Source organism: Caldichromatium japonicum, from assembly GCF_011290485.1.
In the GTDB taxonomy this organism is placed as follows: Bacteria; Pseudomonadota; Gammaproteobacteria; order Chromatiales; family Chromatiaceae; genus Thermochromatium; species Thermochromatium japonicum.
The window spans coordinates 2602413-2615665 of the sequence record NZ_CP048029.1; the positions used below are offsets into that span (position 1 = coordinate 2602413).

The window sequence follows — 13253 nt, forward strand, 5'->3', positions numbered from 1 at the left end:
CCCCTCGACGCCCTCGCCGAGGAGAAGACCCGCCGGGCCAGAAACGACGAGGGATGAATCCTGGAACATAGCGAATCCTCCGCGTCTTTAGGCGTCGTCGTAGATGACCTCAAGCGAGGGCTTGGCCGCAGCGCTGAGGTCGCACATATCCTCGGGGCGGGCGGGCTCGAGCACCACATGCCGCCCGATTGCATCGCCTTTAAATAGGCCAAGCAGCGCCTCGTGGCTCAAGGGGTGGGGATGGATGGGTGGGGCGGCGGCGACATTGTCGGCAAGCTGGGCGAACAGCGGGCCCCAGGGCCCATCGGGGCGGGCGATGATCTCGTAATTGGCGCTCTTGCGCCGGATCTCTTCATGAGCGGGAATCGTGGCCAGGACAGGGATCCCCACCGCCCCGGCGAATGCCTGCGCCTCACCAGTCCCATCGTCCTTGTTGATCACCATCCCCGCAACACCGACGTTGCCGCCCAGACGCCGGAAATATTCAACCGCCGAGCAGACATTGTTGGCGACATAGAGCGACTGGAGGTCATTGGAGCCGACGACGATCACCTTTTGGCAGAGGTCGCGCGCGATCGGCAGCCCAAAGCCGCCACAGACCACATCGCCCAAAAAATCCAACAGGACATAATCGAAGTTCCAGTTGTGGAACCCGAGCTCCTCGAGCAGCTCAAACCCGTGGATGATCCCGCGCCCACCGCAACCGCGCCCGACGTCTGGCCCCCCCAGTTCCATGGCGAAGACGCCGTCGCGTTTAAAGCAGATGTCGCTGATACCAACCCGCTCGCCGGCCTTTTTCTTTTCGCTGGAGATACCGAGGATGGTGGGGATGGTCCGCCCGCTAAAGAGCAGGGTGGCGGTATCGCTCTTGGGATCGCAGCCGAGCAGCAGGACCTTTTTGCCCTGTTGCGCCATCATGTAGGAGAGATTCGCAAGGGTGAAGCTCTTGCCGATCCCACCCTTGCCATAGATGGCGATGATCTGGGTCTGCTTGTTGCTTGGGGCGTTGAGGGTAACGGATGGGGTCACGCGCATGTTCTCCAGTCGAGGATCATCTTGAGGCAGCCGGGGTCGGTGAAGGCGGTGCGATAGGCCTGCTCGGCCTCGGTTGCAGGCAGGCGATGGGTGATCAAGCCAGCCAGCGACAAGCGCCCGAAGGCGATCAGGTCCTGGACCGCAGCCAGGTCTAAGTGCTGAAACTCGGCAGCGATGCGCAGACGCAGCTCACGCATAAAGGCGGGCGGGAAGTCGAAACAGAGCGGCTCGTGATAAAAACCGCCGAGGATGAGCTCACCGCCGCGCGCCAGACGCGCGATCAGGGTATTGAGGATGCGATGATCGCCGCTCATGTCACAGATGGAGCGATAATCGCGCCGCGGATCGTCCTCAGGTGCAATGACGGTATAGCCAAGGCCCTCGGCCCCGCTGCGGCGTATGGGATTGGTCTCCCAGACGATGGGCGGTGGGCCATCGCTTAAAGACGCGATCCGTGCCAGCAGCCGACCCAAGACGCCGTGCCCGACGATGAGCTCAAGCGGCGGGATGGTGTCAGTCTCGGTGCGAACTGTCTCGGTGCGCTCGCCTGCGCCTTGATTCCCCTCGGTGCGCAGGGCGGCATGGACAGGCGCCTCGGCGGGCGGGACCAGGGCATGATAGGCGGTTGCGGCCAGGGTCAGGAGCACCGCCTGTTCGTCGAGCGACTCGGGGACGGGAAAGACCCGCGCTGCTGGCGCCACGACGCGCGAGGCAGCGCCGCCAAAGAGCCCGCGCACCTCGCCATAACAGCGCGCCCCGGGGACAAAGACCCGCTCTCCGACCGCCAGCCCCGCTTCGGGCCCCGCATGGATCACCCGACCGACCGATTCATAGCCGGGCACCAGCGGATAACCCATGCCGGGGAAGGGCGGCATGGTCCCTTGCCACAGCAGGCGCTCGGTGCCCGTGCTGATCCCGCTCCATTCGATGTCTACGACTACATCGGCAGGGCCTGGGGGATCAAGTGGCAGGCGCTTGAGCGCAAGCTGCTCGGGTTGTTCGAAGACGACGGCCAGGGCCTCGAGGAGGGGAAGTTCGGCGTTCAATGGGGTAGTCATCCGTCTTTGGCCTGATTCAGACCCAAAGTTTACCGAAACTCTGCCACTAAACGGAAACATTAACGCAGCAGGGACCCGTTGAATCCAGGCAATTGCTGGGCTTTTTGCCTGGTCTAATCCCGCTGGGCGACCAGGAGCTGGGTCAGGATCGGGCGGCGGGTCGGGATCCGGCGCACCCTCTTAAAGCCGACCTGTTTGAGGAGCGCTGCGATCTCCCCTGGGGTGCGTGGGCGCCCGCTGCCCATGGCAAGGAGATAAAACCCGAAATAGGCATCGCCGACCGGCTCGGCCCCAGGGGTCCCAGACATCGGCTCGGCGACCAAGAGGCACCCGCCCGGGGTCAGGGACTCATAGGCGGCGCGGGCAAAGTCCACAGCGGTCTGGTCGTCGTGATCATGGAGGACGCGGACCAATGAGACTAGATCCGCCACGCGCGGTAGGGGGTCGCGTCGGACATCGCCGCCGATGGCCTGGGCGCGCGCGCTGATCCCCTCATGCGCAAAGCGCGCCTGGGCCCGCTCGGCCACCGCCGGTAGGTCGAACAGGATCAGCCTGAGATGCGGCCAGCGCTGGGCCACCCGGCTCAAAAAGGCCCCCTCCCCCCCGGCGAGATCGAGCAGACAGCGATGCCGCTCCAAGGGATAGGCATCGAGAATGTCGTCGGCGATCAGGCATTGGGAGTCGGCCATCAAGCGGCTGTAACCACTGACCGCTCGAGGATCGACCCGGGTCGGCTCCTCGTGCCCGACATAGGCCCAATAGCCCTGTAGTGCGCGTTCATCGAGCTCGCCGCGCAACAGCGCCACCGGGTCCCTGAGGTCGGCATAGGCCAGGGCATGATGTTCGACCATGGCGGCGATCGCTGGATTGGCGAGCATGGCGGTCCCCAGCTCACCCAGGCTGTAACGATCCTGACCACGCGTATCGACCAGTCTCAAGCTCGCTGCAGCACGCAACAGGCGCCGTGCCCCCTCGGGTGGCAGATTGAGACGCGGCGCGAGCTCCTCGAGCGACTGGGTGCCTTCGCCCAGGACCTCGAACAGACGCACCTGGACACAGGCATAGAGGATCTGCGAATAGACAAAACCGGCAACGATATCGAAGAGCTCGCGGGCGCGCCGGCGCGCCCGCCAACGGGTCAGGGGAAAACTGGCCGCCCACCGCTGAAATCCCGGGTTAGACAGTAGTCGGTTGCGCAGCCGTAGGAGGAATTCGGGGAGCCGCACGGCGACCCTGGATGTGCTCACATCCATGCACCGGCGCGCTGGGCAAGCTCCTTGGGGAGGATACGACGCGCCTCAGCCTTCAGGACCTCTGCGAACTGGGCGCGCCCAGGGCAATCGGGAATGGCCTCGATCGCCTCGGCGACCAGCGAGCGGAGTTTGGCAATGGCCCCATCGATCCCCAGTTCGCCGGCAGCACTCGGACGATTGAGCACAGCGTCGCGCCCAACTGGTTTGCCGAGCTCCTGGACGCTCGCCGCCACATCGCGCAGGTCGTCGGCCACTTGATAGGCCTCACCGATCTTATCGCCGACCAGACTCCAGGCCGCAACATCCGAACCGACGGCCAAGGCACCGGACGCCGTGGCTGCGGTAAAGAGCGAACCGGTCTTGGCGCGATGATAATCCTCGACGCGGACCTCGGATTCGCATTCCCAGGCCTGGCCTGCGGTGATCCCATGCGGCATACCAACCGAGCGGCTGATGGTCAGCAGGATCGGCGCAAGCAGGGTCGGCTGATCGGCCAGGCTACGCGCCAGATGTTCGAAGGCGAGGATGATCAGGGCATCCCCTACCAGGATCGCCAGGGGTTCGCTGAAGGCGCGATGGACGGAGGGCAGGCCGCGGCGCAGTGGCGCATCGTCGAAACAGGGCAGGTCATCATGGACCAGAGAAGCGCAGTGCAACAGCTCGATGGCCACCGCTGCGGCCATGGCCGCTGGCGAGTCAGGTTGACCGCAGGCCGCAGCTACCGCCAGACACAGGCGCGGGCGCACCCGCGCGCCCCCAGGCAGGACCGCATGGCGTACCGCCTCGGCTAGCCGGGGTGGACAACCGGGGACGGTGACGGACTCAATGGCCGCAGCCAGCGCTTGTTCGATATGTGTTGTGGCTTCCATCAGAACTCCCCCGGCGAAACACTCATGCTGTAAACCCAAGTTGACACAGGCGGGCCATGTACAATAGGCATCCAACATCTTCACGTCAACGCGCATCCGGGAGTCAAGATTCGATGGCAGAGACACGCGCGATCGTCATCGGCACCGGCATCGGCGGGCTTGCAGCCGCGATCCAGCTCGCCGCGCGAGGGGTTTCGGTCCAGGTCTACGAGCGCGCAATGACCCCAGGGGGCAAGCTGCGCCAGTTGTTCGTCGGTCATCATCGGATCGATGCGGGCCCAACGGTCATGACCATGCGCTGGATCTTCGAGGACCTATTCGCCGAGGCCGGCGCCAAGCTGGATGAATATCTCGAGCTTGAACCCCTGACCATCTTCGCCCGTCATGCCTGGGGCCCAGAAGAGCACCTCGATCTCTATGCCGATCGGGAACAGACCAGCGAGGCGATCGGCGAGTTTGCCGGGCCAGAGGCCGCGCGCGGCTATCTGGCCTTTTGCAAGCAGGCCCAGGCGCTCTATGAGACCCTGGATCACACCTTTATCCGCGCCCAGCGCCCGAGCATCCTGGGGTTGATCGGGCGCTGCGGGCCGAGAGGCATCTGGCCCCTGACCGCAGTCCGGCCATTCGCCAGTCTATGGCAGGTGCTGGGCGGGTATTTTAAGGACCCACGCCTGCGCCAGCTCTTTGGGCGCTATGCCACCTATTGCGGCTCATCGCCCTTCTTAGCCCCGGCAACCCTGATGCTCATCGCCCATGTCGAGCAAGAGGGGGTCTGGTCGGTCAAAGGCGGCATGATCCAGATCCCGCTCGCCTTAGGCCAGCTTGCCGAGCGCTTGGGGGTTGCCATTCACTATGGGCAGGCGGTCTCTGAGATCCTGGTCCAACAGGGGCGTACCCGGGGCGTGCGTCTGGCTGACCGTGAACTGATTGAGGGCGAAGTGATCATCGTCAACGCCGACCCCGCAGCCCTGACGAGCGGGCGCTTCGGCCAGGCGGTGCAGGGGGCCATCCCGCCCCAACTGCCTGCAGGCCGGTCGTTGTCGGCCATGACCTGGTGTCTGCTCGCCGAGACCTCGGGGTTTGCGTTAGAGCGGCATAATGTCTTCTTCGGCCCTCGGTATGACCTGGAGTTTGACGACATCTTTGGCCAAGGTCGCCTGCCGCATTCGGGGACAGTCTATCTGTGTGCCCAGGACCGGGGGGCAAACGCGGCCTGGGCAGGCGGAGCAGAGCGTTTGTTTCTGCTGCTGAACGCCCCAGCTTGCGGCGACCGGCATGTCTATGAACGAGCGGAGATTGAACGATGCACCCAACAGGTCCTCTCACATCTGGAACACTGTGGCCTGAAGATCCAGTACGACCCGGGGCATACAGTGGTCACCACCCCGACCGAGTTCGAGCGGCTGTTTCCGGCGACCGGCGGGGGGTTATATGGTCAAGCGATCCACGGCTGGCAGGCGTCCTTCAGGCGTCCAGCGTCGCGCACCCGCATCCCGGGCCTGTATCTGGCAGGCGGCGGGACCCATCCGGGGGCGGGTATCCCCATGGCAGCGACCTCGGGGCGGCTAGCGGCCCAGGCTATCCTCCAGGACCTGCGTTTGATCTAGCCATAGCGCCTAACGGCTATCTATGGTGGTATGTCGATGCCCTAAGCGATGACGGGGATTATGGGCTGACCATCATCGCCCTCTTAGGGAGCGTCTTTTCGCCCTATTACGCCTGGTCGCGGGGGCGCGGTCAGGCCGATCCGCTCGATCATTGCGCCCTCAATGTCGCACTCTATGGCCGGCGTGCCAGGCGCTGGGCCATGACCGAACGCGGGCGCTCGGCCTTGACGCGCGATCCCACCCATCTCGTCATCGGACCGAGCCAGTTGCGCTGGGAAGGCGATACCCTGGTCATCAAGATCGATGAGCGTGCAGCGCCCATCCCTAGCCGACTCAAGGGACAGGTACGCGTCTATCCGCATGGCGTCAATGCTCGTGACTTCACCCTCGATCCAGCAGGCCGGCATCTCTGGCGTCCACTTGCACCGCTTGCGCGGGTCGAGGTTGCGTTTTCGCACCCGGGTATCCACTGGCAAGGAAGCGGTTATTTGGATTCAAATCGGGGAGCAGAGCCTTTGGAGCGGGCCTTTCAAGGCTGGGACTGGTCGCGCGCCGGGCTTCATCAAGAGGCGATGATCCTCTATGACACCCGCGCTCGCGCCGGGGAGGGGGCCCAGTTGGCCTTGCGCTTCACTGCCCAGGGCGAGATCGATGAGATGCAGCTTCCACCGCGCGCCCCCCTGCCCAAGACCCCCGTCTGGCGGATCGCACGCCGCACCCATTGTGATCCGGGCGAGCGACCGCGGGTCCTCGAGACGCTCGAGGATACGCCTTTTTATGCCCGCTCGGTGGTGAGGACCCGCTTATTGGGGCGGGACGCCCAGATGGTGCACGAAAGCCTGTGTCTCGACCGTTTTAGCCAGCCCTGGGTCAAAAGCCTGCTCCCCTTTCGCATGCCGCGCAGCACCCGTTGACCTCAGAGGCGCCGGGGCACGACAAGCCCCGCCCCGGCGTCCTCCTGCAGTATGACAGCGGGTGCTCGGCGTCGACCGCTCGCTTAGCGGGCCGCACTCAGCGCGCGTTGGCGCTCGTCGAGCTCATAGAACAGCTCCACCATCCGCACGAGACGATCGCCAAAACCTGCTGGCTGTTCGGGGGTGGCGGCGACGACAGCCTCGACCAAGAAACGGGTCTCATCAAGCGGCGGGGCGCTCACCGGGTTTGAGCTCAAAAGCGCCCGGCCCAGGATAGGGGCAAGCAATTGCAGCTTACGGGCTGGCGGGACCACTGCGCGGCGCGAGACCGAGTCCAGGCCCTGGCGCTCGACCTGGCGCCCGATCTCGGCATAGAGATAGCGCGCGGCATTGATCCCTGCGCGGCACCCCAAGGGCAGACCTGCGATCCCAGCATCGGCGCGCTGATAGAGCCAGTCGGCTACTGCCAAGAGGCGCTGCACGACAGCGGCGATCTCTGGGCTGAACCTCGGGTCCTTCAGCCAGGCATCGGGATCGATCCCAAGCTCGCGCAGCCAAGACAACGGCAGATAGATCCGCCCATTGCGGGCATCCTCGCCCACATCGCGGCAGATATTGGTGATCTGCATGGCCACGCCCAGATCGCAGGCGCGCGCCACCAGCGCCTCAGTGCGCGCACCCATCAGCGCCGCCATCATGGCCCCGACGGTGCCGGCCACCCGCGCCGAATAGGCATACACACCTGACAGGTCTTCATACCGCCGACCCTCAGCATCCCAGGCAAAGCCCTCGAGCAGGGCCTCAAATAGGCGTTTAGGGATGGCGAAGGGATGGACAACATCGGCCAAAGCGCGATCGGCAGGGTCATCGATCGGGCAGCCCGCATAGATCCGGTCGAGCCGGTCATAGAGCCCAGCCAGGGCCTCTGCCCGCAACACCGGATCATTACCGATGAAATCGATACCGATGCAATCGATGGCATCGTCGGCGATCCGGCAAAAGGCATAGAGCGCCATCGCTGGATCGCGGAAACGCGGCGGCAAGAGGAATGAGGCCGCATAAAACGACCTTGACCCCCCACGCAAGAGGTTGCGACAGGCGGCAAGATCATCCGCCGTCGCATGGGTCTTGCGGGTCTTATGGAGTTCAAACGAAGCTTGCAGCATCGGGCACCACCCTGTCGAGGATACGCGCGGATGAGATCACTCCAGGCACACCTGCACCTGGATGGGTCCCCGCGCCGACCAGATAAAGATGTTGAACCTCTTCGCTTTGATTATGCGGTCTAAACCAGGCGCTTTGCAGCAAGAGGGGCTCCAGGCTGAAACCCGCCCCCAAATGGGAGTTTAAGCGATGTTTAAAATCCAGCGGCGTGGTCACCAAAGAGGTCGCGATCTCGTCTTCAAGACCCGGCATGAGCGTTTGGCTCAGATAGCGGGCAATACGCGCGCGATAGGGCTCAGCCTGGGTCTCCCAATCGGCATCGCCCCCCAGATGCGGTACAGGCGCCAGGGCATAGAAGGTATCGCAGCCGGGCGGGGCCAGGCTTGGGTCGGTGGCCGTCGGCCGATAGAGATAGAGGCTGAAGTCCTCTGCCAGGTGCTTGTGCTTGAAGATATCCTCGATCAGCCCCCGATAGCGCGGGCCCAAGAGGATGCTATGGTGCTTGACCTCTGGATATTGGCGACGAGTCCCGAAATACCAGACGAACAGCCCGTTTGAATAATGCGCCCGCTCGATCCGCCGATCGGTCCAGCGCTGGCGTGGATGCTCGGCAAGCAGCCGCCCATAGGTAAAGGCCGGATCGACGTTGGAGACCACGATGTCCGCCTTGATCTCCTCCCCTGAGGTCAGGCGCACACCGACCGCCCTGCTGTCCTTGACCAGGATGCGCTCGACCTCCGCCTGATAGCGGATCTCGGTCCCCTGCCCCTCGATCAGGTTCACCAGACCCTGAACCACAGCGCCGGTCCCGCCCATCGCCGAATAGACCCCCCATTTGCGCTCAAGAAACGAGATCAGGACATAGATCGAGGTGACCACAAATGGATTGCCGCCGATGAGGAGCGGATGGAAGGAGAGGACCTGGCGGATGAAGGGGTCCTTGATATAGCGCGACACCATGCCATAGACACTGCGGTAGCTTTCGAGCCTGACCATGTCGGGCACGACCCGCAGCATGTCGGAGAGATGCGTAAAGGGCACATGGGCGAGCTGCTCGAAACCGACCTTGAACACCTGCTCGCTCATGGCCATGAACCGGTCATAGCCGGCGACATCCGCAGGCGAGTATTCAGCGATCTGGGCACGCACCCGCTCGGCATCGCCGCTGTAATCAAAGAGCCGGCCATCATCGAAGCGGATGCGATAAAAGGGGTCCATCAGACGCAGCTCGACATCATCGGCAAATCGCTTGCCGCAGAGCTGCCACAGCTCTTCGAGCAAAAAGGGCGCGGTGATGATGGTCGGCCCGGCATCGAAGGCAAAGCCATCGCGCCGATGGACGTATGCCCGCCCGCCGGGGGCATCAAGCTTTTCCAGGACGCTGACCCGATAGCCGCGCGCGGCCAGACGTATCGCCGCGGCAAGACCGCCAAGTCCGCTGCCGATCACGACCGCTTGTGGCCGTGGAACATGCGCAATCGCAACTGTCAAGTTTGTTTACTCATCCTAATGTCAAGATTAGTTGACAGTATAACAGGATCAGACGCGCGTCATCCCCAGGGATGAGTCAGGAATTGGTCCTGGTCAGCTCAAGCTGCGCTGCGATCCGCTTCACCAATGCAGCGACCGCTTGCGGCTGCTCCTCATGGGCCAGATGACCCAAGCCTGGCAGTTCAAACAGCTCGGCGTCGGGGCGGCAGCTGGTGCGTACCCGGCGCGCCTCGCGCGGCGAGACGGTGGTGTCATTGAGTCCGACGATCAAAAAGAGCGGGGTATCTAGCCTGGGCAGACCTTGCTCCATCAATCCCAGGTCCCAATTGGCCATCATGCTCAGCGCCGCCCAGACATGCGCAGGATGTTGGATCAGACGCTGATAGAGCTCGGCGCCTCGCGCATCTAGGGTCGATCCGGTACTGGCGATCAGACGCTCGATGACCCGCCGATCCCGCGCCCGCCAGGCAAACCAGCGGGCCACCAGGCTGTTGGTAGCAAAGAGCTTAGCGGCAGGGGTAAAAAGATGCCCAGGCAGACCCCGCCAGGGCAAAAGCGCCCCATTGAGGCTGATGATGCCGCGCGGGGCAAGATGATTATCCAGCCGCGCCTGGATAGCGATCGCCGCACCCGCAGAGTGACCTAAGACCAGATCGGGTTGGACAGCCAGGGCCTTGAGCAATGCGCCTACCAGCGCTGCCATCCCTGGCAGCGTCATCTGGGTAGGAGATGGGGCCGTGGTAAATCCATGGCCCGGCAGGTCCGGGGCGATGATGGTAAATACTTTGGCTAACAGCGGCGCCAGATCGCGCCAAGAATGGGTCGAGGCGCCGGTGCCATGCAGCAGCAAGAGGCATGGCCCCTGCCCCAGGCGCTGCACATGCCAACGCACACCGCCGACTGAGATAAAGGCGCTGGCTGAACGGTTTGGCCAGTCCCTGCCTGCCTGTTCCCAGTCTGGTCTATCGGGGTTTGCCATGCCGCAAGGGTCCAATTGCTCTTGAAACTGGGCTCCATTCTACACTGCGGCGGTTCCACTTTTTTTGGACATTCGGATCAGCTCAGGCCGACCGGTTGATAAGGAACGCCAACCATGGGGGCAAGGCTCAGATACCGGACGAGGCCTACTTCGCAGCCCTGGCGAAGGCGTAAGCCTTGGCGGTGTGACAGGGAACGCCGATACCCTGTGGGGTGGTGGGCAGCCGGCTTGTCCGGTGTCCGCCTGAGCGCGAGGCTGTGCTCCCCTCTGGACAAACCTAGGCAACGCTGCGCATTGCCCACCGCCTGCCACAGGCTCACCAGCGCGCAAGGGACACTCCTCTAAATCCGGGAGGCTCAAAACCCACCCTTCGGCACCGGCCTTGGCTGATTCCACCCCGCTGGCTGTCCATCAGACCCTGACCACCGCAGCGCGGATCGGGTCATGTTTCGTGCGCAGCGGCGCCTGCACCTGGTCGAGCAGCTTTGGCGACAGGGCTGAAGTAGGCGCGGCGGAAGCTGTGTTCGCCGGGGAGGAAGAAGTTGAACCCCTCCGCTTCAGGATGTTATCTCGCAGATCTGCTGAGTAGGCGCCTGACCGCCCGGTGTTATAGACTTTTTTCTGCGTTCACTAGACGTTAGGCAATGCCCGTAACGGACAAGGAGGAAACTATGAAACTCACTGTCTATGCACTGGCACTGGTTGCCGCGATTTCCGTCACCGCTATGGACGCCACAGCAGATATACGGTGTCGCACTGATTCCTTTGGAAATACAACGTGCCGAGATGACGATGGAAACACCTGGCGGGGGAGAGTTGATTCTTTCGGCAACGAGACATGGCGTGATGATTCCGGGAATACGGTAAGGGGTAGATCCGATTCATTCGGAAATAAGACTTATCGGGACGATTCCGGGAACACTTTGCACGGAAGAAGGGATTCTTTCGGCAATGAAATTTGGAGAGACAATCAAGGAAACACTATCCGAGGAAGAACCGACTCGTTTGGCAACACAATCTACCGGGATAATCGCGGCAATACCGTGAGGTGCAGAACGGATTCGTTCGGTAACACGACGTGCCGATAACCCTGCCCAACCAGCGCTTCGAGTGGGACACTCCGCCGGCAAGCTGGCTTCGCGCCCCTGAGCTAGCCCGTTAGGGCTTACCGATGACTGCCGCTAACTATCTTCGCAACCGTTGGAACAAGGAGCTGAAATACTGGCGCCTTCACTGGTGGCAGCTTGTCCTGCTCGTGCTTTGGTCGGCTTGGTCTTTGATCTGCGGCTGGTTGTTCCCAGCGCACCCGGAACTGTGGCTGTTCCCACAAGCACCCTTCTTGGCCTTCGGTTATCTTGGCGGCGGTTTGTTTATGGCCATCTTTCCGGGCCAACCGTGGGCTTATCCTCTCGGGCTGTGTTTTACGGTATTTCTGCTTACCTATCTCGCTCTGGTTAGCTGGCGGTGGCATCGTGACGGCAAACACCCTAACCCCTCGCTCCAGGGGGACGCTCCGCCGACAAGGCCGCCTTCGCCACTTCCACCTTGAATTGCGCACTGTGCTGCTTGTGTTTTGCTCCCATGTTCCATGCTCCCTTCAACCTGTCGGCCTGAGTTGATCCGACTGTCCGAAAAAACATGTCCGCCGCAGCCCCGCGCACAGCCGCTCTGTAAACACGTCTGCGCCGCTGTGCGCGCGCACGGTGGGAAACCACACGCCAAGCTGTTGTTCGTTGGTCATCACGTAGACAGTTCCCTCGCTAGGCGTTGGCCAAACACCTCCCAAGCAAACCCCTGCGCAAATGCGCAGCAAGCGTTGGCTAGCGGCGGTGCATCCAGGGTGTGCAGGACGGCAGCGGCAAAGGCCTTGGCATCACCTGGCGGCACCAGCCGTCCACTCACCCCCTCGGCCACCGCATCGACGACCCCGCCGGTGGCGTAAGCAACCGTCGGCAGGCCATGGGCAGCGGCTTCGATCGCAACCATGCCGAACCCTTCGGGATCGTCGGGGAGTTCGCGCACCGGAAAGACATGAACGTCCGCGCCGAAGTAGCTGTCAGTCAACAAATCTCGCTCGAACAACGGGCCAAGGAGTCGTACATGGTCAGCCACGCCGGCGGCGTGTGCGGTCTCCAGGATGCTTTGCGGCGATTGCGCCTGGGCATAGAGCGCTTGTGTGGGCGCATCCCCGACGATGACCAGCACGACATCGGGCCAAGCCTGAGCGATGATCGGCAGCACATCCCGCACGAACTCGCGCAGGCCCTTGCGCTCAGTGAGCCGGCCGACCGACAGCAGCACGGGGGTCTCCGGGGCGATGCCCCAACGCTGGCGAAAGCGCGCGCGGGCGGCAGCATCAGGCATCGGCAGATCCACGCCCGGGTGAACGATGCCGATTCGCGCAGGCGCAATCCCTATTCCCAAAGCGAGCCTTGCCGTGGGCGCACTATTGGCGATGATGCGCTCCATGCGCCGCAGCGCAGGCCGCCACAGGGCACGATAGACCGGATGCGGTACGACGATATCCAGCCCGTGCACATAGGCAGCGGTGCGCGCACCGCAGGCACGGGCAGCCCACCAACTCAACGGCGCCGTCAGGCCACTGCCAGCTATCACTACATCGGGCCGCCATGTCCGCGCCTCGTTACGCGCCAGCTGCGCCGCATGGAAAAGAAAACCGGGCAACGGGGAGAGCGGTGCCTCTCGCACGATCACGCCTGCAGGCGCCTGTGTTACTGCACCCTGCGGGCCGATCACCCGCACTTCGCCAAACCGTGCCAGCTGCTCGGCTAGATGCCAATTGAGCCGCTCCATGCCGCCCCAAAGCGGGGGAAAGTTACGGGTGATGAGCAGGTATCGTTTGCCGCCAGTTTCAGCGTTCAC

General features: G+C 63.2%; 10 protein-coding genes. 2 read left to right on the plus strand and 8 right to left on the minus strand.

Annotated elements, in window-relative coordinates; translation table 11 throughout:
• Positions 1-87 precede the first annotated feature (87 nt).
• The 4 genes from GWK36_RS12655 to GWK36_RS12670 form a co-directional block, all read right to left on the minus strand.
• Positions 88-1029, minus strand: a complete 942-nt coding sequence (locus GWK36_RS12655; RefSeq protein ID WP_246237565.1) for a chlorophyllide a reductase iron protein subunit X — start codon at positions 1027-1029, stop codon at positions 88-90.
• Complete coding sequence (locus GWK36_RS12660; RefSeq protein ID WP_166271606.1) at positions 1026-2093, minus strand: alcohol dehydrogenase catalytic domain-containing protein; 1068 nt, start codon at positions 2091-2093, stop codon at positions 1026-1028. Before GWK36_RS12660 ends, GWK36_RS12655 begins: the two co-directional genes overlap by 4 nt.
• 113 nt (positions 2094-2206) lie before the next feature.
• Complete coding sequence (locus GWK36_RS12665; RefSeq protein WP_246237566.1) at positions 2207-3340, minus strand: methyltransferase; 1134 nt, start codon at positions 3338-3340, stop codon at positions 2207-2209.
• Positions 3337-4215: a polyprenyl synthetase family protein gene (locus GWK36_RS12670; protein ID WP_166271610.1), complete on the minus strand. Its 879-nt coding sequence runs from the start codon at positions 4213-4215 to the stop codon at positions 3337-3339. Before GWK36_RS12670 ends, GWK36_RS12665 begins: the two co-directional genes overlap by 4 nt.
• A 113-nt stretch (positions 4216-4328) precedes the next feature.
• On the opposite strand from GWK36_RS12670, the gene crtD reads away from it, so the two are divergent.
• Both crtD and GWK36_RS12680 read left to right on the plus strand, forming a co-directional pair.
• Positions 4329-5822, plus strand: coding sequence for a 1-hydroxycarotenoid 3,4-desaturase CrtD (gene crtD / locus GWK36_RS12675; RefSeq protein ID WP_166271612.1), 1494 nt, complete (start codon positions 4329-4331; stop codon positions 5820-5822).
• A gap of 200 nt (positions 5823-6022) precedes the next feature.
• Positions 6023-6736 (plus strand): carotenoid 1,2-hydratase, encoded by a 714-nt coding sequence (locus GWK36_RS12680; RefSeq protein ID WP_343033121.1) that lies wholly within the window; start codon positions 6023-6025, stop codon positions 6734-6736.
• Positions 6737-6819: 83 nt separating this feature from the next.
• Here GWK36_RS12680 and GWK36_RS12685 read toward each other — a convergent pair whose 3' ends face one another.
• The 4 genes from GWK36_RS12685 to GWK36_RS12700 form a co-directional block, all read right to left on the minus strand.
• Positions 6820-7902: a phytoene/squalene synthase family protein gene (locus GWK36_RS12685; protein WP_166271614.1), complete on the minus strand. Its 1083-nt coding sequence runs from the start codon at positions 7900-7902 to the stop codon at positions 6820-6822.
• On the minus strand, positions 7883-9391 hold the full coding sequence (locus tag GWK36_RS12690) for a phytoene desaturase (protein WP_166271616.1): 1509 nt from the start codon (positions 9389-9391) through the stop codon (positions 7883-7885). Before GWK36_RS12690 ends, GWK36_RS12685 begins: the two co-directional genes overlap by 20 nt.
• A 76-nt stretch (positions 9392-9467) precedes the next feature.
• Positions 9468-10370, minus strand: a complete 903-nt coding sequence (bchO, locus tag GWK36_RS12695) for an alpha/beta fold hydrolase BchO (protein WP_166271618.1) — start codon at positions 10368-10370, stop codon at positions 9468-9470.
• 1740 nt (positions 10371-12110) lie between these two features.
• Positions 12111-13253, minus strand: coding sequence for a glycosyltransferase family 4 protein (locus GWK36_RS12700; RefSeq protein WP_246237567.1), 1143 nt, complete (start codon positions 13251-13253; stop codon positions 12111-12113).